This is a genomic window from Rhodococcus yananensis (genome assembly GCF_020515525.1).
GTDB classification, from domain to species: Bacteria; Actinomycetota; Actinomycetes; order Mycobacteriales; family Mycobacteriaceae; genus Rhodococcus; species Rhodococcus yananensis.
In genome coordinates this window covers 73,787-97,343 of sequence record NZ_JAIYEP010000008.1, presented here as the reverse complement: position 1 = coordinate 97,343, position 23,557 = coordinate 73,787, and the positions used below count along the sequence as shown (strand labels likewise).

The 23,557-nt window shown below is 68.1% G+C and carries 17 protein-coding genes and 1 pseudogene; 15 read left to right on the top strand and 3 right to left on the bottom strand.

Features of this window, described 5'->3' with window-relative positions:
* The 5 genes and pseudogenes from LDQ05_RS03605 to LDQ05_RS03585 all read left to right on the top strand — a co-directional run.
* Positions 1–219 (top strand): annotated as a pseudogene (locus LDQ05_RS03605) (IS1380 family transposase); the annotation flags it as partial.
* A gap of 424 nt (positions 220–643) precedes the next feature.
* Positions 644–802, top strand: a complete 159-nt coding sequence (locus LDQ05_RS03600) for a VOC family protein (protein WP_226435530.1) — start codon at positions 644–646, stop codon at positions 800–802.
* 140 nt (positions 803–942) lie between these two features.
* On the top strand, positions 943–1,281 hold the full coding sequence (locus LDQ05_RS03595) for a hypothetical protein (RefSeq protein WP_226435529.1): 339 nt from the start codon (positions 943–945) through the stop codon (positions 1,279–1,281).
* 152 nt (positions 1,282–1,433) lie between these two features.
* Positions 1,434–3,200 (top strand): oleate hydratase, encoded by a 1,767-nt coding sequence (locus tag LDQ05_RS03590; protein WP_226435528.1) that lies wholly within the window; start codon positions 1,434–1,436, stop codon positions 3,198–3,200.
* A 291-nt stretch (positions 3,201–3,491) separates the two neighbouring features.
* On the top strand, positions 3,492–6,284 hold the full coding sequence (locus LDQ05_RS03585) for an aconitate hydratase (protein ID WP_226435527.1): 2,793 nt from the start codon (positions 3,492–3,494) through the stop codon (positions 6,282–6,284).
* A 38-nt stretch (positions 6,285–6,322) separates the two neighbouring features.
* Here the strand turns inward: LDQ05_RS03585 and LDQ05_RS03580 are convergent, their stop codons facing one another.
* On the bottom strand, positions 6,323–9,007 hold the full coding sequence (locus LDQ05_RS03580; RefSeq protein WP_226435526.1) for a helix-turn-helix transcriptional regulator: 2,685 nt from the start codon (positions 9,005–9,007) through the stop codon (positions 6,323–6,325).
* Positions 9,008–9,131: 124 nt separating this feature from the next.
* On the opposite strand from LDQ05_RS03580, the gene LDQ05_RS03575 reads away from it, so the two are divergent.
* From LDQ05_RS03575 to LDQ05_RS03555, 5 genes are all read left to right on the top strand, one after another.
* Positions 9,132–9,590, top strand: coding sequence for a hypothetical protein (locus LDQ05_RS03575; protein ID WP_226435525.1), 459 nt, complete (start codon positions 9,132–9,134; stop codon positions 9,588–9,590).
* Between the two features lie 193 nt (positions 9,591–9,783).
* A complete protein-coding gene (locus tag LDQ05_RS03570; protein WP_226435524.1) occupies positions 9,784–10,656 on the top strand; it encodes a 3-hydroxyacyl-CoA dehydrogenase in 873 nt (290 codons plus the stop codon).
* A 213-nt stretch (positions 10,657–10,869) separates the two neighbouring features.
* The gene (locus LDQ05_RS03565; RefSeq protein ID WP_226435523.1) at positions 10,870–11,169 is read left to right on the top strand and encodes a protease inhibitor I42 family protein; all 300 of its coding nucleotides are present in this window, start codon (positions 10,870–10,872) and stop codon (positions 11,167–11,169) included.
* A gap of 9 nt (positions 11,170–11,178) precedes the next feature.
* Positions 11,179–11,628, top strand: a complete 450-nt coding sequence (locus LDQ05_RS03560) for a nucleoside deaminase (RefSeq protein ID WP_226435522.1) — start codon at positions 11,179–11,181, stop codon at positions 11,626–11,628.
* Between the two features lie 25 nt (positions 11,629–11,653).
* The gene (locus LDQ05_RS03555) at positions 11,654–12,493 is read left to right on the top strand and encodes a hypothetical protein (RefSeq protein ID WP_226435521.1); all 840 of its coding nucleotides are present in this window, start codon (positions 11,654–11,656) and stop codon (positions 12,491–12,493) included.
* 20 nt (positions 12,494–12,513) lie between these two features.
* On the opposite strand, the gene ypfJ is transcribed toward LDQ05_RS03555, so the two are convergent.
* Entirely contained in the window at positions 12,514–13,425 is a 912-nt protein-coding gene (gene ypfJ / locus LDQ05_RS03550) for a KPN_02809 family neutral zinc metallopeptidase (RefSeq protein ID WP_226435520.1), read from the bottom strand.
* Between the two features lie 142 nt (positions 13,426–13,567).
* Here ypfJ and aspS point away from each other — a divergent pair, with 142 nt between their 5' ends.
* Both aspS and LDQ05_RS03540 read left to right on the top strand, forming a co-directional pair.
* The gene (aspS, locus tag LDQ05_RS03545) at positions 13,568–15,352 is read left to right on the top strand and encodes an aspartate--tRNA ligase (RefSeq protein ID WP_226435519.1); all 1,785 of its coding nucleotides are present in this window, start codon (positions 13,568–13,570) and stop codon (positions 15,350–15,352) included.
* Between the two features lie 196 nt (positions 15,353–15,548).
* Positions 15,549–16,712, top strand: coding sequence for a kinase (locus tag LDQ05_RS03540; RefSeq protein WP_226435518.1), 1,164 nt, complete (start codon positions 15,549–15,551; stop codon positions 16,710–16,712).
* A gap of 17 nt (positions 16,713–16,729) precedes the next feature.
* Here LDQ05_RS03540 and LDQ05_RS03535 read toward each other — a convergent pair whose 3' ends face one another.
* Positions 16,730–18,328 carry an alkaline phosphatase D family protein gene (locus LDQ05_RS03535; protein WP_226435517.1) on the bottom strand — a complete coding sequence of 533 codons (1,599 nt, stop codon included), beginning with the start codon at positions 18,326–18,328 and terminating at the stop codon, positions 16,730–16,732.
* Between the two features lie 194 nt (positions 18,329–18,522).
* Between LDQ05_RS03535 and LDQ05_RS03530 the strand changes: the two genes are divergently transcribed.
* The 3 genes from LDQ05_RS03530 to alaS all read left to right on the top strand — a co-directional run bounded on the left by LDQ05_RS03530 (position 18,523) and on the right by alaS (position 23,555).
* Positions 18,523–19,935 (top strand): replication-associated recombination protein A, encoded by a 1,413-nt coding sequence (locus tag LDQ05_RS03530; RefSeq protein WP_226435516.1) that lies wholly within the window; start codon positions 18,523–18,525, stop codon positions 19,933–19,935.
* Positions 19,936–20,058: 123 nt separating this feature from the next.
* Entirely contained in the window at positions 20,059–20,721 is a 663-nt protein-coding gene (locus LDQ05_RS03525) for a TetR/AcrR family transcriptional regulator (protein WP_226435515.1), read from the top strand.
* Positions 20,722–20,888: 167 nt separating this feature from the next.
* Positions 20,889–23,555, top strand: coding sequence for an alanine--tRNA ligase (gene alaS, locus LDQ05_RS03520; RefSeq protein WP_226435514.1), 2,667 nt, complete (start codon positions 20,889–20,891; stop codon positions 23,553–23,555).
* Positions 23,556–23,557 lie beyond the last annotated feature (2 nt).

Here is a 23,557-nt window from a genome sequence, read left to right as displayed (position 1 = left end):
TTCAACCTCACCCGCGCCGCGGCCGCCGTCACCGGCGATCCGAAGCTGGTCAAGGCGACCACCGGCACTATCCGGCGGACCATCGTGTCGGTTCCCGCACGTATCGCGTCGTCGGCACGCCGGTTGACGTTGCATCTACCCCAGAGCTGGCCGTGGGAACCGGCGTGGAACACCCTGTTCGACACGGTGTTCGGACGAAACCGGCCGATCGTCAGCTAACCGGCTCGTCCTTGCCCGTCTACGACACGAAAGATCCAGTGGAACAACCCGGCACGAGCGGTCGGGCGGTCAGCTATCTCCACACTCTGCCCGAAGGCGCGCAAAGGAAGTCACGACGACAGCATCAGCCGATCGGTGCATTGAGGCTTAGTCCGTCCAAACTCGGACGCTCAGGACGTCGGCGTGTCACGCGTCCGGAGCGACTCGACAGTTCGATGTGTATGGCGTGGTAGTGTCCGCGCCCATGTACGCCGTGGATTTCGTTGAGTTCCCGTCCGACTCGGCGGACGCCTCCGGGCGTTGCTGCGAGCAAGCGTTCGGGTGGAAGGCGACCGCGTACGGCCCCGAGTACACCGACGTGAGTAACAGTGGAATCGGTCTTGGGTTTCAATAGGACTCCGCAGAGCGGCCGAGTGCGCCGCTGGTGACGATTCGCACCGATGATCTCGATAAGGCGCGCCGGGATATCGAAGCGGCTGGTGGCGTTATCACCGTCGAGACGTTCGAGTTCCCCGGCGGCCGGCGCTTCCACTTCCGAGAGCCGGGCGGATGCGAACTCGCAGTCTGGCAGCCGACCGCCTGACCGCGCCCAGAACCGACAGAGTTGCCGTCAGCCTAGGTTAGGCTTTCCTGACTCAATTCCTGGAATGGTCTGTCATCGGGTCATGTAGCTGCACGACGGGAAACGCGTCGGCATCTTCTACCTGCGGTTTTGCAGGAAAGATGATCTACCAATTCCAACACGCCGACTGGAGGCATCTGTCGTTCGGCGTGTTGGTTTCATCTTCCCTGCATCTCGTCATGTGGTATTTCCGGTCCTCCGCCGACGATGCCCCGACGTGGATCCCCGCGGCGGACCTGACCGAGCTGGCCGATCCGGCCGCCTCGGCATGCGACGTCGGTGTCCACGAACGTGTTGCCGCGTCGGCGCTCCCGGTGATCGCGAGCGGACTCGGATTCGTCGGCGCCGCGTGTGCGACGGCGTCGACGGCGTTCCGTGCGACCTTCGTTCCCCGCTCGCGCGCCGGATCGCGGCGCAGTCGTGCCGTCGAGAGTGGGTGAATCGACCGGGTTGACCGGAATGTGATTGTGTGCGTGCATATTCCACCGGATCTGGGTAACCGCGTCCGCTACCGGGATGCGCGTGTTACGTTTCGGGAGGTCGGGTGGCGCCGGCCGACGATTGTGGGGAGCGATCGGAGGGATGGGTCGATATGTATTACAGCAGCGGCAATTACGAGGCATTTGCTCGACCGCGTAAGCCGGAGGGAGTGGACCGCAAGACCGCATGGTTCGTCGGTTCCGGGCTGGCGTCGCTGTCGGGCGCGGCGTTCATGATCCGGGACGGCCGGATGTCCGGCGACCGGATCACCATCCTCGAACGGTTGAAACTTCCCGGCGGCGCACTCGACGGGATCAAGGAGCCGAAGAAAGGCTTCGTCATCCGCGGCGGACGCGAGATGGAGAACCATTTCGAATGCCTGTGGGATCTCTTCCGCTCGGTACCGTCCCTCGAGGTCGAGGACGCCAGCGTGCTCGACGAGTTCTATTGGCTCAACAAGGACGATCCGAACTCGTCGCTGCAGCGCGTCACCGAGCGGCGCGGGCAGGATGCACACACCGACTTCGAGTTCGGTCTGAACTCGAAGGCACAGCGCGACATCATGAAGATCTTCCTGACTCCGCGTGACGAACTCGAGAACAAGCGGATCGACGAGGTGTTCGGCGAGGACTTCCTGGCGAGCAACTTCTGGCTGTACTGGCGAACGATGTTCGCCTTCGAGCAATGGCACAGTGCGCTCGAGATGAAGCTGTACCTGCACCGATTCGTGCACCACATCCGGGGCCTGCCGGATCTGAGCGCGCTCAAGTTCACCAAGTACAACCAGTACGAATCTCTCGTCCTGCCCTTGTACAGGTGGTTGTTGGATCAGGGCGTGCACTTCCGGTTCGATACCGAGGTCACCGACATCGACTTCGCGATCTCCGCCGACGAGAAGACGGCCACACGCATCCACTGGGTCTCCGAGGGCACCCCGGGCGGCGTCGACCTCGGCGAAGACGACCTCGTGCTCACCACCATCGGCTCGCTGACCGAGAACTCGGACAACGGGGACCACCACACGCCCGCGCGCCTCGACGAGGGGCCGGCACCGGCGTGGGATCTGTGGCGCCGCATCGCGGCGAAGGACCCTGCGTTCGGCCGCCCGGACGTCTTCGGATCCCACATCCCGGAGACCAAGTGGGAGTCGGCCACCGTGACGACCCTCGACGAGCGCATCCCGGAGTACATCCGCAAGGTGTGCAAACGGGATCCGTTCAGCGGGCGTGTCGTCACCGGAGGCATCGTCACCGCTCGCGATTCCACCTGGTTGCTGAGCTGGACGGTGAACCGGCAGCCGCATTTCAAGCAGCAGTCGAAGGACCAGATCGTGGTCTGGGTGTACGCGCTGTTCGTCGACGTCCCGGGTGACTACGTCGAGAAGCCCATGCAGGAGTGCACCGGTGAGGAGATCACCCGGGAATGGCTGTACCACCTGGGCGTTCCGGTCGAGGACATCGACGATCTCGCAGCCGACGGCGCGAAGACCGTTCCGGTGATGATGCCGTACGTGACGGCGTTCTTCATGCCGCGTCAGGCGGGGGATCGTCCCGCCGTGGTACCCGAGCATGCGACCAACTTCGCGTTCATCGGTCAGTTCGCGGAGACCACCCGCGACTGCATCTTCACCACCGAGTATTCGGTGCGTACGGGGATGGAGGCCGCCTACCAACTGTTGGGCATCGACCGGGGCGTGCCGGAGGTGTACGGATCCACCTACGACATCCGGACGCTACTGCAGGCGACCTACTTCCTCAACGACAAGAAGGAGGAGGACGTTCCGCTGCCGAAGGCGTTGCGCCGACGACTCGGTGAGAAGCTGGACGAGAACGAGATCGGTCGGTTGCTGCACGAGTACCACATCCTGCCCCGCGAGTAGAACCGGTCCGTCCGCCTCATCCGTGTGGCCTCGAGGAGTACGACGACTCCGCCGGCGTTCGCCCGCATCGAGCGGGCGAACGTCTCGCGTGGTGACGGCAGGGCAACCTTCCGTACTCCGCCGCCGATCGTGGCGGATCGGATCGACTCACATGATGCGGTTCTCCCCGATGGCCTGACGCGCCGGCGATCTCGTCGTAGCGTCGAGGACACACCGTCGCCTGCACGGTGACCGCACTCGGCGAGCACCAGCCCACGCCTCGCCGAGCACATGCAGTTGTGGAGGCACATCATGAGCGACGACAGCTTCGGCACACGCGACACCCTCACGGTCGACGACACCGCATACCGGATCCACCGCATCGACCGCGTTCCCGGCTCCGGCCGGCTTCCCTACAGCCTCAAGGTTCTCCTCGAGAATCTGCTGCGCACCGAGGACGGTCACCTCGTGACCCGCCCGCAGATCGAGGCCGTTGCGCACTGGGATCCCCGATCGGAACACAACCCGGAGATCCAGTTCTCGCCCGCCCGAGTCCTCATGCAGGACTTCACCGGCGTGCCCTGCGTCGTGGACCTCGTGGCGATGCGCGACGCCATGACCGCGCGCGGTGGTGACGTCACCCGCATCAATCCACTGATCCCCACGGAACTCGTCATCGATCATTCGGTGATCGCCGACGTGTTCGGTACCGAGGATGCGTTCCGCATCAACACCGACCTCGAATTCACCCGCAACCGCGAACGTTACGAACTGCTGCGCTGGGCGCAGGGTGCATTCGACGACTTCAAGGTGGTGCCCCCCGGTACCGGCATCTGCCATCAGGTCAACCTCGAGTACCTCGCCCGGGTGGTGTTCACCCGAGAGGCCGCGGACGGGAGGATCGACGCGTACCCCGATTCACTCGTGGGAACCGACTCGCACACACCGATGGTCAACGGCCTCGGCGTCGTCGGGTGGGGTGTCGGAGGCATCGAGGCCGAGGCGGCCATGCTCGGCCAGCCCGCGTCCATGCTGATCCCACAGGTCGTCGGATTCAAGCTCACCGGCGAGTTGGGAGAGGGGACCACCGCGACGGACCTCGTGCTCACCGTCGCCGAGATGCTCCGTAAGACCGGTGTGGTCGGCAAGTTCGTCGAGTTCTTCGGACCGGGAGTCGCGAACGTCCCGCTCGCGAACCGCGCCACCATCGGCAACATGAGCCCCGAATACGGGTCGACGATCTCGATCTTCCCGATCGACGACGTCACCCTGGACTACCTGAGACTGACCGGGCGCAGCGAAGCGCAGGTCAGGCTCGTCGAGGCCTACGCGAAAGAACAGGGACTGTGGCACGATCCCGCCCGCGAACCCGACTTCAGTGAGGTCGTGGAACTCGATCTCTCCACGGTGACGCCGTCGATCGCCGGACCGAAACGGCCTCAGGACCGCATTCCCGTCGCGCTCGCCCCGACAGCCGTCGGCGCGTTGCTCGGTGGAGCGGATGTCCCGGAGGTCGTGTCGCGGGTGCAGGAGGCAGGGCTCGACGAGGCCTCGATGGAATCGTTCCCCGCCAGCGACCCGGTGTCCGTACACGGCCCGGACACGAGCGCGCCGCCCCGCGATCCCGTACCCGACACCGACGTGGGAACACCGCCTTCGGAGAAGGTCGCCGTACGGGTCGGTGACGGACCGGAGTTCGAACTCGACCACGGTCACGTCGTGATCGCCGCGATCACCTCGTGCACCAACACGTCCAACCCCTCGGTGATGATCGGCGCGGCGCTGCTCGCGAAAAAGGCGGTCGAGAAGGGGCTGCGCAGCAAACCGTGGGTCAAGACCACACTCGCCCCCGGATCCCGCATCGTCACCGACTACTACGAGCGTGCCGGTCTCGTGCCGTACCTCGAGAAGCTCGGCTTCTACCTGGTCGGTTACGGCTGCACCACGTGCATCGGCAACTCCGGACCGCTACCGGACGAGATCGCCGCCGCGGTCGACGCGCACGACCTGAACGTCTCCGCCGTCCTGTCGGGCAACCGGAACTTCGAAGGACGCATCCACCCCCAGACGAAGATGAACTTCCTCGCGTCGCCGCCGCTGGTGATCGCGTACGCACTGGCTGGATCGATGCTCGTCGATCTCTTCGAGGACCCGCTCGGCGTCGGCGACGACGGCAAACCCGTGTACTTGCGGGACATCTGGCCGGACACCCGTGAGATCCAGGACGTCATCGACGAATGTGTGCGCTCCGAGATGTTCGGATCCGGCTACGCGGACGTCTACCACGGCGACGACACGTGGCGGAACCTGGATGTCCCCACGGGTGAGGTGTTCGAGTGGAAGGACACGTCGACGTACGTGCGGCGTCCACCGTATTTCGACGGAATGCCAGCGGACCCGGAACCGCTCCGGGACATCGAGGGTGCCCGGGTGCTGGCCCTGCTCGGGGACTCCGTGACGACCGATCACATCTCACCGGCGGGATCGATCCGACGTGACGGCCCGGCCGGGCGCTACCTGCAGGAGCACGGTGTGGATCCCGCGGACTTCAACTCCTACGGATCACGACGCGGCAACCACGAAGTGATGATCCGAGGGACCTTCGCGAACATCCGGTTGCGCAACGGACTCGTCCCGGGGGTCGAAGGTGGTGTCACCCGGTACCTGCCCACCGACGAACGGATGGACATCTACGATGCCGTCCAGCGGTACGCGCAGGACGGTACACCGCTCGTGGTGCTCGCCGGTGCCGAGTACGGATCGGGGTCGTCGAGGGACTGGGCGGCGAAGGGAACCCTTCTGCTGGGGGTGCGCGCGGTGATCGCGCGCTCCTACGAACGAATCCACCGGTCCAACCTCATCGGGATGGGTGTGCTGCCGTTGCAGTTCCCGGAGGAAACCTCGGCCGAGAGCCTCGGGATCACCGGAGAGGAGGAGTTCACGATCACGGGACTCGCGGCGGCGGACGGCATCCCCGAGACCGTGCATGTGCGGGCCGGGGACGTGGAGTTCGATGCGCCCGTCCGGATCGACACACCCGCCGAAGCGGCCTACTTCCGCCACGGCGGCATCCTTCAGTACGTGCTACGGCAACTCGGTCGGTGACCGAGCGACAGCCGATGGCCGAAGCGCAGCGGGGCCGGTCAACGACCGGCGTCCCGCAGCATGTCGGCCAGAGCGCCGCGGTCGGACACATCGAGCTTGGTGCATGCCCGGTAGATGTGGCCCTCGACCGTCCGCACCGACACCACCAGTCGTTCCGCGATCTGTCTGTTCGACAGCCCTGCAGCTGCCATGGACGCGATCTCCCGCTCGCGACTCGTCAACGGCAGCGGATGCGCGGCCTGCTCGAGCGCCGGTGACGAGAATCCGTCGCACTGCACGGCGAGCGCCGCGGCGGCCGCCGCGGACTCGAGCGCCGCGCGTCCCGGTGCACCGTCGGCGTACGCCACGGCGGCCTGCGCGTAGGCGTCGGCAGCGTCGGGCAGCGCACCGATGTCTTCGAATCGTACGGCGGCCGAGCGCAGCAGGTCGCCGTCGCCGTCGGCCAGCGCCCGGGCCTGTGCGGCCATGATGGGGACGAGGGCACCGTCGCACACGTCCGCCAGAGCGGTGAGTCGACCCGCCGTCGTGCGATCACCGAATCGGGTCGCGGTGTGCAACGCCTCGGCTTCGATCGCCGACTGACCGGCCGCCGCGGCGATCGCGGCGGCACGTCGCGCCTGGGTGACGGCCACCGACACCTCACCGCGGCCGGCCGTGCACCACGCTTCCGCGACCACCAGGGTCGGTTCGAACACCGCGACGTGCCGACCGCTGCGGGAACGCGCCTGCACGACCGCGTTCCGTGCTTCGTGGAACCTGCCGAGAGCGGCGCACCCACGGGCCAGCGCGATGTATGCGGGAACGCTCCACGACACCGCGCCGGACGGACCCGGCGCCTCGGCGCCACCACCGCTCGGCGCGGTGCCGGGGTCGAGGGCGGCGACGGCCTGCTCGAGCCGGCGGGTGGCGTCGCCGAATCGGCCGCGGGCGATCTCCACGGCGCCCACCAGGATGTTCGCCAACCCCCAGGCGATGAACAGGCCACTCGACACCACCCGCTCGTAGGAGTGGCTCTGGCTCTCCGCCTCGTCCCGGTAGCGCAGCGCCAGATGTTCGGCGGCGGCGAGGTCTCCCACGTGCAGGGCGGCGAGAACCTCGCCGAGTGCAGCGGGGAAGTGCAACAGGCCGTCGACGCGGTGGGCGACCGCCGCGCGGCGGGTGGCCATCGCGGGTACCTCGTGTCCGCGTCCCATCACGGCCAGGGCGAGGCCGCCGCCGAAGCAGGCCCACTCCACGGCCCACGGAGAGGCATGCTCGGCATCGAGGACGGTGCGTGCGGTCGTCAGTGCATCGTGCGGGCGATTCGCGAAGACCGCGCAGGCGCATTCGATTCCGTCGACGATCCGGTGCAGTCCGGGGTGGGTGACGTGATCCCGGAGGATCGCCAGAACCGCGTCGGCGCGGTCTGCGGACCCCATGGCCCAGAACAGGTTGGAGATGCGGGACGTGCCCCACCGGATCAGTCGGGCCTGGTCGAGCGATTCGGGATCGTACGCCGCCAGTAACTCCTCGGCCTCCGTCGCGCGTCCGAGCCACATGAGGGCACGGGCGAGGAGCTCGGCGGAGTCGAAGTCCGCGGACTGTCGGTGCGCGGCGCGCGCGAGGCGCTCGGCCAGCGGTGCGTTCGCCAGGGTGATCGCGTCGTGCGCGGCGGACGTGAGCAGATCGGCGTCGACGGGACGGTTGCTGTCGAGTGCCAGATCGGCGAGCAGGATCCGTTCGACGGGGCCCTGAGCGGGATGCCCGGTGAGCGCGTCCACGAGTTGCCCGCGGAGGCGGCGCCCGGCCACCCGGCCGATCTCACGTCGGATGACCTCTCCGAACAGGGGATGCGTGTACCGGACGGTCAGGCGTGGGCCGTCGTCGGTGATGTCGATCAATCCCTGGCGTTCGGCCTCCTCGACGGGAGTGTCGCCCGTGAGTGAGCACAGCGCGTCGAGGTCGAGCGGTTCGCAGAACGCGAGGAGCTGCAGGACGTCGACGACCTCTGCCGGCAGATGCTCGAGCCGGTGTTCGAGCAGCGACGCCAGCTCCGGCGTGATCGCCGTTCCTCCCCGCAGCTGCCACACGCCACCGGTTCGGCGGAGAGTGCCGGCGTCTCGGGCGCCTTCCACGAGATGGCGGACGAACAGGGCGTTGCCGCCGGAGGCCCGCCAGATCAGCTCGGCGCTCAGGTCCTCGAGCGGGCCGTCGAGGACGGATTCGACGAGGTCGATGCTCTGTTCCCGCGTGAACGGGGTGACGTCGACACGTAGGAGGTGTTCGTCCTTCCACAGCGAGGTGATGGCGTCCGGCACGGCCTCGCCGCTGCGGACGGTGGCGACCACGTGCACCTCGCGGTCGAGGGTGAGTTGATGCAGGAAGGTTGCGGACAGCGGATCGAGGAGGTGACCGTCGTCGACACCGAGGGTGAGTCGGTCGGACCCGTCGCCGTGATCGTGCAGCAGCTCTTCCCGGGCGGTCGCCAGGAACGACACCGGATCCTGCGCGGCGGGTGCGCGGACGAGGTGCGCGAACGCCCCGAGTGGGATACCTCGGGCGGACTCCGTGCCGGCGATCCAGCGGACGGGTGAGTCCAGTTCCGCGGTCGCCATCCGGGCCAGAGTGGTCTTGCCGACGCCCGCACCGCCGGTGAGCACGGCACCGCCCCGTGCGGGGTCGGACAGAGCGGTGACGATCAGGTCGAGCTCGCACCGTGGAATCAGGGGCCACCGCCGATCCATCCTTCGATGGTAATCCGTTCGATGCTGCGAAACACGTAATCGACTACGCGCGACATACGGGGCAGAGGGCGGCATCGTGGATGTACGCGCAACAGGAACGGACGAAGGCAGAGAGAGGTGCGTCATGGTGGCGCTGCTCGACACCGAGGCCCCCGCGATCGGGACCGATCCGACGGGACCGGGCGGAACCGGACACTCCGATGCCTGGGCTCCGTTCGATGTGACTCGGATCGAGCTGTCCGAGCGTGATCGCCGCCGCGCGGTGTCCGATCTCGACGAACGTGTCGACTGCGGGGATCACTCGGTGCGGCTGCTGGTCGTGCACGACGGCGACGGCGAGCAGTTCGTCGCGGTCGTTCTGGGTGACGTGTGCGGCCGATGCGACGTGATGGTGCGGCAGGTCGACGAGGAGATCCTGCTCCTCATCGGTGGCCGCCCCGTCGTCGGACCACAGATCCTGTTGGGTGTCCCGCCTGTCTCGGCGTTCGCCGGGGCGACCCGCACGGACGGCGACGTGTCACCGGCGCTGCGGTCGCTGTTTGCCCGGAGCGGCGCGCTGTCGGTGGTTCTCACGCCGGGGTGATCCGTCCCGAATCCGGCGAATGCGACTGATACCCAGACGAGTTCGCATTGTGTGCGGGTGTCGCCGGTGACGTGTCCGGCTCGCCCCGCCTGCATCATCGACCGTGGTAGATTTTCGTGCGTCCGGACTCGGTTGCGGATCCACCACCGGTTCCGGTCGCCCGCGACGGCATTCCGAACGAGGGAGCGAAACGTTGGTCGACATCCGCAAGGTCACGGTTCTGGGCGCCGGTGTCCTGGGATCCCAGATCGCATATCAGTCGGCGTTCAAGGGATTCGAGGTCACCTCCTACGATGTCAGTGAGGACGCGCTCGCGGCCGCCCGCGACCGGTTCACGAAGCTCGCCGAGACATACACCCGTGAGGTCCCCGGGGCCGACTCCTCCTCTGTGACAGCAGGAATCGATCGGATCACCCTCACCTCGGACCTGGCCGCGGCGGTGACGGACGCCGACCTGGTCATCGAGGCCGTTCCCGAGATCCTCGACCTCAAACGTGAGATCTACACGAAGATCGGCGAACTCGCGCCCGAGTCGGCCATCTTCGCGACGAACTCGTCGACACTGTTGCCGAGCGACCTGAAGGACTTCACGGGCCGACCGGAACGCTTCCTCGCGTTGCACTTCGCGAACAAGGTGTGGCAGTTCAACACCGCCGAGGTGATGGGCACGGCCGACACCGATCCGGCGGTGTACTCGGCGGTCGTCGGCTTCGCGAACGACATCGGCATGGTTCCCATCGAACTGCACAAGGAGAAGGCCGGATACGTCCTGAACTCCCTGCTGGTTCCGTTCCTGAACGCCGCGGTGGACCTCGTTGCCGGCGGTTACGCCGACCCCGAAGCGGTCGACAGGACGTGGATGGTCGCGACCGGTGCACCGATCGGTCCCTGCCGGATCTTCGACATCATCGGGTTCACCACCCCGTACAACATCATGTCGCACGGTGATGCACACGCGCAGGAACTCGCGGCGTGGCTCAAGGAGAACTACATCGACAAGGGCAAGCTCGGACTCGCCTCGGGTGAGGGTTTCTACCGATACCCGGAGGATCCCTCCGGCGACTGAGCGGTTCGGGGGCCCGGTCCGTCGCGTCGCCCGAGCGCTCCGGTGTCCTCGACGCGGGTTCCTCGACGTGGACGACCGTGCCCCGGCCCCTCGCCTTCGCGTCCGTGTGCGGCCACCGCGTACCGGTAGCCTGCACGGGCACTGATCGGTGCCCGCGCCGACGTGATGGAGAATCGGGTGGTCGGGATCACATTTCGGTCGTACTCTGACTCCATGAAGCACATCACCACCGGTCCACACGATCTGACGGTCGATGTGGGCGACACGATCGAACTGCACCTGCCGGAGAACACCTCCCGCGACTACTGCTGGTCGACCACGCGGATCGGCAAGGGCCTGAACCTGCGCGACATCCGGTTCGTCCCGTCCAAGAATCCGCTGCCGGGCGCAACCAGCGAGCGTGTGTTCTACGTGCAGGCCAAACGGCCCGGCGTGTGGCCGTTGTCGTTGCGTATGCGCAAACATCTCGATCTGGCCGCGTCGTTCGCCGACATGACCATCACCGTCACCTGAGGGCGGCCGATGGTTCTCGACCCGCACGAAATGCTTGCGTGCGCGCTCGCCGAGGCGGAAGCAGGTTTCGCCGAGGGCGGCGTGCCCATCGGCGCGGCACTCTACGACGCGGACGGCACGCTGCTCGGACGCGGCCGCAACCGTCGCGTGCAGGACGGTGATCCGTCCGTCCACGCGGAGACCGCGGCTTTCCGTGCGGCCGGACGCCGTCGCGACTACCGGTCGACCACGATGGTGACCACCCTCGCTCCGTGCTGGTACTGCAGCGGGCTGGTCCGCCAGTTCGGTATCGGGCACGTCGTCGTCGGTGATGCGGCGACCTTCGCCGGTGGGATCGAGTGGCTCGCCGGGGCAGGCGTGGACGTGACGGTGCTCGACGATCCGCGCTGCGTGGCGCTGATGACCCGGTTCGTGGACGAACAACCGGACCTGTGGAACGAGGACATCGGGATATCGTGAGCGGCGGAGCCGAACGGTACCCGGCGTGAGGGTCGACGACGAGGGGGAGTGGCGGACTGTGCGATCCGGCCGGTCGACGGGAACGCGGTGGGGAGTCGGCGCGGCCACGGCCGCACTCCTGCTCACCGCCTGCACGGGTGATGATCCGAAACCGGGGTCACCGCCGGTGCTGCCCGCGGACCGCGTGGTGTTCGGGCTCGGCAGCACCGGGCACGGCTGGATGTCGCACACGGTGCAGCAACTGCACTCGCCGACGCTCACCATCCACGGGGACGGCCGTGTCGTCTTCGTCGACACCGGCACGGTCACGGGGCCGGGAACCTCGATGGCGCCGCCGGAATACCGGGTCGCCCGCGTCGACCCGGTCGACGTGTCGGCGTTCGCCCACGATCTGGAGCAGCAGAACCTCGTCGATCTCGGCACGGATGTGGGGATCCCCGGTGTGACCGATCAGGCCACCACGACGGTGACTCTGCACGCGTACGGAGAACCCGCCGATCTGCGGGTGTACGCCTTCGCTCCGCGGTTCGAGGAGGGACTGTCCGCCGATGCGCTCACCAACCGTGCGGCGCTGCGCGCGGCCATCGAGGACGCGTGGGAGTTCACCCGGGGCCACTCCGAACCCTACGTTCCGCAGACCGTCGCCGTCTTCCAGCTTCCCGGCGCCGATGCACCCGCCGACGACGTCCCGGAGTGGCCGGGTCCGGACCCGCAGAGCTTCCTCACGGAGGGTGTCGGCGGCGCCGCGGGCGAGATCACCGGAGAGTCCGCCGCGGTCGTGTACGCCGCCGCGCGCGGCAACCCGCACGCGTACTGGTCGGTCGGCGACGCCGTCATGAGGCTCGTCGTGGACCCCGTACCGTGAGGGCGAGCGGGACGCGACCCTCAGCGGTGAGTCGGCGGAGCGTCGAGATCGGGCGCCGAGTACGTGTCACACGCGGAGACCAGACCCGTACGGTAGCCGGCCAGGAACCACTTCTGTCGCTGCTCGGACGACCCGTGCGTCCACGCCTCCGGGTTCACCCGGCCGGTCGCCGCGGCCTGGATCCGGTCGTCGCCGACGGCGGATGCGGCGGACAGGGCGTCGCGGATGTCGGCGTCGGTGAGCGGTACGAGGAAGGGCTCACCGGTGGTGGGGTCGGGGGTCTTGTCGGCGTGGTACGCCCACACCCCGGCGTAGCAGTCGGCCTGGAGTTCGGTGCGTACCGCACCGGACTCGGGGCCCCGGGGATCCGACTGGGCGCGGCCCAGATCGCCGAGTTGATTCTGTAGATGGTGCCCGACCTCGTGGGCGACGACGTACTCCTGCGCCAGCGGACCGCCGCTCGACCCGAATCGGGTCACCAGTTCTTGGAAGAAGCTGCTGTCGAAGTACCCGGTCTGATCGGCCGGGCAGTAGAACGGGCCGATATCGCTGGTTGCGTTCCCGCAGCCGGTGGATGTGGAACCGGTGAAGATCGCGATATCGGGCTGCACATAGGCGATACCGGTCTGGTCGGCGAGTTGCTGTTCCCACACCGAATCGAGGGATCCGGCGGTGTAGAGGATGCGGCAGTCGACATCGGTGTTGGCGTCGGCGCCGGTCCGGCAGTGTTCCAGGCCGCCGCCATCGAACTGCGCACTGTCGTCGGCCGTGCCGGACCCCAGCAGCGACGACGGATCCCCGCCGAGGAGCAGCGCGAGTACCAGGACGATGATGCCGCCGACCCCGCCGCCGAGTGCGATCTTGCCGCCGCGGCCACCGCCGCCGGTCCGGACACGGCCGGGGTCCATCCGGGCGCCGTCGTTGAACGTCATGCCTCCGCCTCTACCTTCGTCGGGTCACTCGAGCGGGACAAGCTTGGCACGAGCGAATGGGCACGGGTGTGCTCGGGCCGTTCGTGTCTTTCGTAGGATTGCAGCGGCGAACCCCGTCGATGAGCGTTTCGAAAGGAATTCCGTGCTGCGCACCCATCTCGCCGGCTCGTTGCGAGCCGAGCACGCCGAGCAAACCGTCACCCTCACCGGTTGGGTTGCCCGGCGCCGCGACCACGGCGGGGTCATCTTCATCGACCTGCGCGACGCATCCGGAGTGGTGCAGGTGGTGTTCCGCAACGCCGACGTGCTCGAGCAGGCCCACCGCCTGCGCGCCGAGTACTGCGTGAAGGTCACCGGCGTCGTCGAGGTCCGGCCCGAGGGCAACCAGAACTTCGACATCCCCACCGGCGCCGTGGAGGTGAACACCACCGAACTCGAGGTGCTGAACGAGGCGGCGCCGCTGCCGTTCCAGCTCGACGACCAGGCAGGTGAGGAAGCGCGGCTGAAGTACCGCTACCTCGACCTCCGCCGCGAAGGCCCCGGCAAGGCCATCCGGCTGCGCAGCAAGATCAACGCCGCCGCACGGGCGGTGCTCGCGCACCACGAGTTCGTCGAGGTCGAGACCCCCACCCTGACTCGCTCGACACCCGAGGGCGCCCGCGACTTCCTCGTGCCCGCTCGTCTGCAGCCGGGCAACTTCTACGCACTGCCGCAGTCCCCACAGCTGTTCAAGCAGCTGCTCATGGTCGGCGGTGTCGAACGCTACTTCCAGATTGCGCGCTGCTACCGCGACGAGGACTTCCGTGCCGACCGGCAGCCGGAGTTCACGCAGCTCGACATCGAGATGGCGTTCGTCACCCAGGAGGACGTCATCCACCTGGCGGAGGAGGTCCTGCACGCGGTGTGGCGCCTCGTCGGGTACGACCTCGAGTCACCGGTTCCGCGGATGACGTACGCCGAGGCGATGCGCCGGTTCGGCTCGGACAAGCCGGATCTGCGGTTCGGCATCGAACTCGTCGAGTGCAAGGAGTTCTTCAAGGACACCACCTTCCGCGTGTTCCAGGCCGAGTACGTCGGCGCCGTCGTCATGCCCGGTGGTGCGTCGCAGCCGCGCCGGCAACTGGACGCCTGGCAGGAATGGGCCAAGCAGCGCGGCGCCAAGGGGCTCGCCTACGTGCTGGTGGGGGACGACGGCGAACTCACCGGACCGGTTGCGAAGAACCTCACCGACACCGAACGCGCGGGTCTCGCCGCACACGTGGGCGCGAATCCCGGCGACTGCATCTTCTTCGCCGCCGGCGCGACCAAGCCCATGCGTGCGCTGCTGGGGGCGGCGCGCGGGGAGATCGCCCGCAAACTCGACCTGATCGATCCGAAGGCGTGGGCGTTCGTGTGGGTCGTCGACGCCCCGCTGTTCGAGCCGGCGGCCGACGCCACCGCATCCGGTGACGTCGCGCTCGGTTCGTCCGCGTGGACGGCGGTGCATCACGCTTTCACGTCGCCGAAGCCGGAGTTCCTGGACACCTTCGACACCGACCCGGGTTCGGCGCTCGCATATGCCTACGACATCGTGTGCAACGGCAACGAGATCGGTGGCGGTTCGATTCGTATCCATCGCCCGGACGTGCAGGCGCGCGTCTTCAAGGTCATGGGGATCTCCGAGGAGGAGGCCGACGAGAAGTTCGGGTTCCTGCTCGAGGCGTTCAAGTACGGTGCGCCGCCGCACGGTGGCATCGCCTTCGGCTGGGACCGCATCGCGGCGTTGCTCGCCGGGGTGGACTCGATCCGTGAGGTGATCGCCTTCCCGAAGTCCGGTGGCGGTGTCGATCCGCTGACGGACGCCCCCGGCCCGATCAGCCCGGAGCAGCGCAAGGAGTCGGGAATGGACTTCGTTCCCGAGGAATCGGAGACCGCGACCGGCGCGTAGCGTCGGGTTCCGCCGCCCGGCGGTGGTGCTGGCGACGCGCCCGCACCACCGCCGGTGTCGTCGACGACACGCGCGATGATGTCATCATTCCGGGCGAATCGGACCCGTCCCGGGACGTGGCGCTGTCGATGGTCCCGTCCGGATCGGGGCTTCTGCGGGACCTGTTCGTGGCGTCGACACTGTAGATTGGCATCTGATGACCGCAACATTGGCAGACCCCGTGTCGGAAGTGGTGGAGGCAGCGGAGAAGCTGCTCACCCGTCGAACCGGCGCCCCCGTGACCCTCGCCGACCCGATGGACCTGGGTGGTAGCGGCCGGTCCGTGGTGCTCCGGGTCCGGGTCGCGGCGAACCCGTTCTCCCTGCCTCGCACCCTCGTCCTGAAGAAGGTTCCACCGCCGCGCGCAACCGGCCTCCACGGCAACTCCGGCGTACCGGGGGACGACGTGGCTTTCCTGCGGGAAGCGGTCTCCTACCAGTTCGCGACCGCGCTGGCCAAGGACCACCGGCCCGGCGCGGAACTGCTCGCGTACGACTTCGAGTCCCGACTGCTGGTGCTCAGCGACCTCGGTGATGCCACACCGCTTGCCGTGCGCCTGCGCAGCAACGACCCCGACACCGTCGGCAACACCCTGATGGCCCTTGCTCAGGCACTCGGCCGGATGCATGCGGCCACGGTGGGCCGCGAGGAGGATTTCTCGGCACTGTTGCGCCGCGCCGGTGTCACCGAAGGTTCGGACGTGGTGTCGCAGCAGGCACTGGCCGCCGTCGGCACCGTCCCGGCGCTGCTCGCCGGACAGTTCGGGCTCGACGTGCCGGAAAGCGTCCTCGAGCGAGCCGAGCGGTCGGCGAAGCTGTTCACGGGCGGTCGATTCCGCGCGTTCAGCCCCTCCGATCTGTGCCCGGACAACGTCGTCGTCGGCGACGCCGGAGTCCAGTTCCTCGACTACGAGTGGGGCGGTTTCCGCGATGCGACACTCGACCTCGCCTACGCCCTGACGTCGTTCCCGCTGTGTCTGTGCCGGGCACCGCTGACATCCGACCGGATTCGGGCGATGGCCGACGCGTGGCGCGCCGAGGTGGTGGGGATGTGGCCGCAACTGGCCTACGACGAAGTGCTCGCCGAACGCCTCCTCGACGCGCAGTTGGCGTGCGTGTGGCTCAGCACCCACCTGTTCCTGCCCGAGGACCACGAGCGGATCGCGTCCGTCCGCGCGCACGACCTGTCGGTGCCGCGACTGACCGGTCTCGCCGCCCGGTGGGAACTGCTCGCGGATTTCGCGGAGGGCACCGGGCACGACGACGTCGGGCGGCATGCCCGCGATGTGCTCGCGCGGCTCGACGAGCGCGCCGCGGGCTGACGCCCGCGGCGCCGCCGTCACAGCGGTGGGGCCGGCTCGACGTGGGCGGTTCCGGTTCGCACCCGCATACCTGCCGCGCGCGTCACGCCCGAAGCGGGATCGGTGCGGTCGTCGAGGAAGAACCAGTCCATCTGCACCGCCTCCGGTGTCACGTCCAGCACGCCGTAGCCGTGCGAGTCCAGCTCGACATAGGCGATGTGCCGGTTGAGGCCGCGGATCGCGTCCTCGATCGGGGGTGTCGCGGTGCGCGGCGGTACTCCCAGGAGATCGTCGATGTTGTCGGATGTCACGGACGGCACCACCAGTTCCGTCGCGACCGAGCCCGCCGGGTACAGGGCGGCGTCCTCGGGCACATCCGATGCCCACGTGGTGTGGATGTCACCGGTGAGGAACACGACGTTGCCGGTTCCGGTTTCGCGGAGCGCATCGAGCAGCCGCTGCCGGTCGGCGGGGTAGCCGTCCCACTGGTCGGTGTTGACGGGAACACCCGCTGCGGGAACTCCCAGCAGATCGGTCAGTGCGCCGGTCCGCTGCGGGTCGAGGGGTGGGATCAGCAGCGGTGTGATCATCACCGGGTTTCCGACGAGTTTCCAGTGTGTCGGTGACGTGGTCAGCCCGGAGGTGAGCCATTCCATCTGTCGGGCGCCGGTGAGTGTGCCGTGGTCGTCGGCCGGGGAGCGCCGGGGTGCGCGGAGGCTCGGCTGCTCGGTGCGGTAGGTGCGGAGATCGAGCATCGACAGTTCCGCGAGCGTTCCGAACCGGAACCGGCGGTACAGGCGGGAGCCGTCGGTGCGGACCGGCATCCACTCGATGTAGGCCCGTGTCGCGGCGGCGCGACGAGCCGCCCAGTCACCCTCGGTCGCCGGGTCGTGGTTCTCGGCACCGCGCTCGTGGGCGTTGTCGGCGCTCTCGTGGTCGTCCCACGTCGCGATCATCGGGACAGCCGCGTGCAGTGCCCGCAGATCGGGGTCCGTCTTGTACTGGGCGTGCCGGATCCGATAGTCGGCGAGGGTGACGATCTCGTGCCGGGGTTCGTGCACCCGACCGGTTCCGGCCGGCATCGCCGAGTATTCGCCGGTTCCGTACTCGTACAGATAGTCGCCCAGATGTACCACGGCGAACAGGTCGTCGCGGCCCGCGAGGTGCCGGTAGGCGGAGAAGTATCCGCCCTCCCAGTTCGCGCACGACACCACCCCGAGTCGCAACCCCGACACGGCGCTCTCGGGTGCGGGGGCGGTCACCGTCCGACCGGTCTCCGAGAGCGTGTTCGCTGCGGAGAACCGGTAGAAGTACTCCGTGGCCGGCGTCAGCCCCGAGACGTCGACCTTGACGGTGTGATCGGAGGTGGCCGTCGCGGTCACCGAACCAGAGGCGACCACCGATGTGAAATCGCGGTCGCGGGAGACTTCCCAGCGCACGGTCGTGTCCGGGCCGGTACCCGAACCGGGAGCGGATGCGGCGGTGGGCGTCACCCGGGTCCACAGCATCACGGCGTCCGGGAGCGGATCGCCGGAGGCCACGCCGTGCCCGAACAGCGGTGTCGAGGCCGCGGCACCGGCAGCGCCGGGCACCGTCACGACAGCGGCGGCACCGGCGATCGCACCGGTGCGCAGCACGGTCCGGCGGGACAGGGTGGGGCCGGACCGGGCCGGGGCGGATGACGAGGAAGCGGGGAGCGGGGTGATGGACGGGGGAATCGGCGGATCTGTCCGTGGCACGGACAGATCCGACCACAGGATTGGACGCCCGTCCAATCGGTCGGCCGGAGCGCCCGGGGGCGGTTCACGATCGGGCCTGTAGCGTCGGAAAGGTGAGTGATCTGTTCGGGGCGGACGACCCGTCCACCGATCCGGATGCCCTGTTCGAGGTACTTCGCGACCGCGACACCGAACCGGAGGAACCGACCGGTCGGGTGTCGTCCGCGCCGACCGGTCCGGGTGCGCCCCTCGCGGCCCGGATGCGACCGGCGACGCTCGACGAGGTCGTCGGGCAGCAGCATCTCCTCGAGGCGGGCGCGCCGCTGCGGCGGCTCGTCGAGGGATCCGGTGCTGCCTCCGTGGTGCTGTACGGGCCGCCGGGGACGGGCAAGACCACCTTGGCGTCGCTGATCTCCGGTGCCACCGGCCGCCGATTCGAGGCGCTGTCCGCACTGTCGGCGGGTGTGAAGGACGTCCGGGCCGTCATCGAGCTGGCCAGGCGACGCCTGACCCACGGCGAGCAGACCGTGCTGTTCATCGACGAAGTACACCGATTCTCCAAGACCCAGCAGGACGCGCTCCTCGCCGCCGTCGAGAACCGCATCGTGCTGCTGGTCGCGGCGACCACCGAGAATCCCTCGTTCTCCGTCGTCGCACCGTTGCTGTCGCGGTCGCTGGTCCTGCAGTTGCAGCCACTCGCCCCCGACGACATCCGTGCGCTGCTCGAACGGGCCCGCACCGACCCGAGGGGCCTCGGTGACGGTGTCGCGATCACCGACGAGGCCATGGAGCACCTGGTGCGGCTCTCCGGCGGCGATGCGCGCCGAGCCCTCACCGCGCTCGAGGCGTCCGCCGACACCGCCGCGGACCGTGCCGGGGACGGCGACGCCGTGATCGACCTGACCACCGTCGAATCGAGCATCGACGAGGCCGCGGTGCGGTACGACCGTGACGGCGACCAGCACTACGACGTCGCCAGCGCGTTCATCAAGTCGCTGCGCGGCTCCGATGTCGATGCCGCTCTGCACTACCTCGCGCGGATGATCGTCGCCGGCGAGGACCCGCGTTTCATCGCTCGTCGGCTGATGATCCAGGCCAGCGAGGAGGTGGGAATGGCCGATCCCACGGCGCTGCAGACCGCGGTCGCCGCGGCACACGTGGTTCAGCAGGTGGGGATGCCCGAGGCGCAACTGGCGCTCGCGCAGGCCACCATCCACATCGCGACGGCCCCGAAATCCGGTTCCGTCACCGCGGCGCTCGGCGCGGCGATCGCCGACGTGCGCGCCGGACGCGCCGGACCGGTTCCGAATCACCTGCGCGACGGGCACTATCAGGGCGCACAGCAGCTCGGCAACGCCATCGGCTACCGGTATCCGCACGACCATCCCGACGGTGTGCTCGCCCAGCAGTACCCGCCGGACGAACTCGTCGACGTCGACTACTACGCACCGACCGGGCGAGGGACGGAACGGGACCTTGCCGCACGGGTTCCGAAGCTGCGCCGCATCGTGCGTGGAGTGCGTTGACCGGACGGGCTGCTCGGTACGGTGGTTCCGATCCGCATCCGCAGCGGAGGCACACACGGGCACGGACCGGTGGCGAGGGGAACGAGACGACGTGACGGCCGCACGACATCGAGGAGCAGCGATATGACCTCCGAGCACGAGGCGTTACCCGTCGAGGAGGCGGTGCGGGCGGTGCGCACCCACTCGCGCCGCAAGCAGATCCTCGATGCCGCCGTCCGCGTCATGCAACGCACCGGGTTCCATCAGATGTCCATGCAGATGCTGGCCGACGAGGCCGGGGTGAGCGTGGGCCTGATCTACAAGTACTTCGGAGGCAAGGAGGACATCCTCCTCGCGACCATCCTGGCGATCCTCGACGCCTTCCGCGATCAGCTCGAACCCGCCATCGCCGCGGCAGGTGACGACCCGGTGGATCGGCTCGCGGCCGGAATCCGCCGTTACGTCGAGATCGTGGACGAGAATCTCGATGCGACGGTGCTCACATACCGGGAGAGTCGCACCCTCGACGCGGCGGGACGCGCCCGGATCAAAGAGTTGGAGGTCGAGTCGTCGGCCCCGCTGCGGGCGGTCCTCGACAGCGGGATCGCCGCCGGGGTACTCAACCCCGTCGACGTGGACCTCGTGGCATTCGACGTCATGCTGCTCGCACACGGATGGGCGCTCAAACACTGGCATTTCGGTGCCCGCCACACCCTCGACGAGTACATCCGGATGCAGACCCGTGTGGTGCTCGAGACGGTGGTGCCGGTGGACCGTCGCGGCGACTACGACCGGTATCTGGGTTGACCTCGGGGCCGCGGACGACCATCGCACACCCGTGCGACGGTGCCGCGCGGAATGCGGCGGCGGGCGCGACACGCGGCGCGATAGGCTGAAGGACGGCCGATCGCCACCGACCGGTCGCCCGTGCCGGGCTATCCGCCAACCGTCAGAACACAAGAAGGACCATCGACGTGCAGACCCACGAGATCCGCAGGCGCTTTCTCGACCATTTCGTGAAGGCGGGCCACACCGAGGTGCCGAGCGCGTCGCTGATCCTCGCCGACCCGAACCTGCTGTTCGTCAACGCCGGCATGGTCCCGTTCGTGCCCTATTTCCTGGGCCAGCAGACCCCGCCGTTCCCGCGGGCGACGTCGGTGCAGAAGTGCGTGCGCACCCTCGACATCGAGGAGGTCGGCAAGACGACCCGCCACAACACGTTCTTCCAGATGGCCGGCAACTTCTCGTTCGGTGACTACTTCAAGGAAGAAGCCATCGCGTTCGCGTGGTCGTTGCTGACCGGCTCGGTCGCGGACGGCGGATACGGTATCGATCCCGAGAAGTTGTGGGCGACGGTCTACCTCGACGACGACGAGGCCTACTCGATCTGGCACGACAGGGTGGGCCTGCCCGCCGCACGCATCCAGCGGCGCGGGATGAAGGACAACTACTGGTCGATGGGCATCCCCGGTCCGTGCGGTCCGTGCTCGGAGATCTTCTACGATCGTGGCCCCGAGTACGGCGTCGAAGGGGGACCGGAAGCCGACGAGGACCGCTACATCGAGATCTGGAATCTCGTGTTCATGCAGAACGAGCGCGGTGGCGGCACCTCGAAGGACGACTACGAGATCCTCGGGCCGCTGCCGAAGAAGAACATCGACACGGGCATGGGTGTCGAGCGGGTCGCATTCCTGCTGCAGGGTGTCGAGAACGTGTACGAGACGGATCTGCTGCGTCCCGTCATCGACAAGGCGGCCGAGCTCACGGGTGCCGCCTACGGTGTGAAGCACGACGACGACGTGCGTTTCCGGGTGATCGCCGACCACGCGCGCACCGCCGCGATGCTCATCGTCGACGGTGTGAACCCCGGCAACGACGGCCGCGGTTACGTGCTGCGTCGGCTGCTGCGCCGCATCGTGCGGTCCGCGCGACTGCTCGGAGCCGAGCGGCCGACGATGGCCGCGATCATGACGGTCGTGCGTGACACGATGGCGCCGTCGTACCCGGAACTCGCCACCGACTTCTCGCGTATCGAGACCGTCGCGGTGGGGGAGGAGGCCGCGTTCCTCAAGACACTCGGGACCGGCAGCAAGCTGTTCGAGGGCGCTGTGGAGGCCGTCAAGGCAGAGGGACGGACGGTACTCGGAGGCACCGAAGCGTTCACCCTGCACGACACGTACGGGTTCCCCATCGATCTGACCCTCGAGATGGCGTCGGAGGCCGGGCTCAGCGTCGACGAGGACGGCTTCCGTTCGCTGATGGCCGAGCAGCGGCAGCGTGCGAAGGACGATGCACGGGCCCGCAAGCACGCGCACGCCGACCTGACCGTGTACAAGGAACTCCTCGATCGCGGCCCCACCGAGTTCACCGGCTTCACGGAACTGGTGTCCGAGGCCAACGTCCTCGCCGTCATCACCGGTGGTGAGCGACTGCACGCCGCGAGCGCCGGTCAGGACGTCGAACTGATCCTCGACCGCAGCCCGCTCTACGCGGAGGCGGGTGGCCAGATCGCCGACATCGGTTCCATCACCGGTCAGGGGCTGCGCATCAAGGTCAACGACGTGCAGAAGATCGCCAAACAGCTGTGGGTGCACAAGGTCACCGTCCTCGAAGGGCAGGTCGTCGAAGGCGATTCGGTGCTCGTGCAGGTCGACCCCGAATGGCGCAAGGGCGCCACCCAGGGCCACTCGGGTACCCACCTGGTGCATGCCGCGCTGCGTCAGGTCCTCGGTCCCAACGCCGTGCAGGCGGGTTCGCTGAACAAGCCCGGCTACCTGCGCTTCGACTTCTCCTGGCCGTCGGCCCTGACGGAGCAGCAGAAGCAGGACATCGAGGCGGTCACCAACGAGGCGGTCGCCTCGAACTTCCCGGTCAACACGTTCGTCACCGACCTGGACAAGGCCAAGAAGATGGGTGCGATGGCGCTCTTCGGGGAGAACTACGGTGACGAGGTGCGCGTCGTGGAGATCGGCGGGCCCTTCTCGATGGAACTCTGCGGTGGTACCCACGTGCAACATTCGTCGCATGTCGGCACCGTCACGTTGCTCGGCGAGCAGTCCGTCGGCTCCGGCTTCCGGCGGGTCGAGGCCTATGTGGGGCTCGACTCGTACCGGCATCTCGCGAAGGAACGCGCGTTGCTGGCCGGTCTGTCGTCGACGTTGAAGGTGCCCTCCGAGGAGGTGCCCGGTCGCGTCGAGTCGCTGCTCGAACGCCTCAAGGTCGCCGAGAAGGAACTCGAGAAGACCCGCGCCGCGAACGTCGCGGCAGCGGCCGGTGACATCGCCGCGAAGGCTCAGCGCGTCGGTGACGTCCTCGTCGTCGCCGAGCGGGCACCCCGGGGCGCCACCGGCAACACGCTGCGGACCCTGGCCTCCGACGTGCGGGGCCGTCTCGGGGGCGACGCGGCGGTGGTGCTGCTCCTCGGCGACAGCGACGGCAAGGTGCCGTTCGTGGTCGCGACGACCGACGCCGCACGCGCGAAGGGCATCAAGGCGGGTGATCTCGTGTCGAGCTTCGGCCCGGCGATCGGGGGCCGCGGCGGCGGCAAGCCCGACATGGCGCAGGGCCAGGGATCGGATGCATCGGGGATCGACACGGCCCTCGACGGATTCCGCAACCGGCTGCGCGAGTTGGCCGGCTGATC

Bases quoted from the DNA above. Each gene is read 5' to 3' on its own strand.
- LDQ05_RS03595 (WP_226435529.1), top strand. From the start codon at position 943: ATGATCTACCAATTCCAACACGCCGACTGGAGGCATCTGTCGTTCGGC.
- LDQ05_RS03590 (WP_226435528.1), top strand. From the start codon at position 1,434: ATGTATTACAGCAGCGGCAATTACGAGGCATTTGCTCGACCGCGTAAG.
- LDQ05_RS03585 (WP_226435527.1), top strand. From the start codon at position 3,492: ATGAGCGACGACAGCTTCGGCACACGCGACACCCTCACGGTCGACGAC.
- LDQ05_RS03580 (WP_226435526.1), bottom strand. From the start codon at position 9,007: ATGGATCGGCGGTGGCCCCTGATTCCACGGTGCGAGCTCGACCTGATC.
- LDQ05_RS03575 (WP_226435525.1), top strand. From the start codon at position 9,132: ATGGTGGCGCTGCTCGACACCGAGGCCCCCGCGATCGGGACCGATCCG.
- LDQ05_RS03565 (WP_226435523.1), top strand. From the start codon at position 10,870: ATGAAGCACATCACCACCGGTCCACACGATCTGACGGTCGATGTGGGC.
- LDQ05_RS03560 (WP_226435522.1), top strand. From the start codon at position 11,179: ATGGTTCTCGACCCGCACGAAATGCTTGCGTGCGCGCTCGCCGAGGCG.
- ypfJ (WP_226435520.1), bottom strand. From the start codon at position 13,425: ATGACGTTCAACGACGGCGCCCGGATGGACCCCGGCCGTGTCCGGACC.
- LDQ05_RS03540 (WP_226435518.1), top strand. From the start codon at position 15,549: ATGACCGCAACATTGGCAGACCCCGTGTCGGAAGTGGTGGAGGCAGCG.
- LDQ05_RS03525 (WP_226435515.1), top strand. From the start codon at position 20,059: ATGACCTCCGAGCACGAGGCGTTACCCGTCGAGGAGGCGGTGCGGGCG.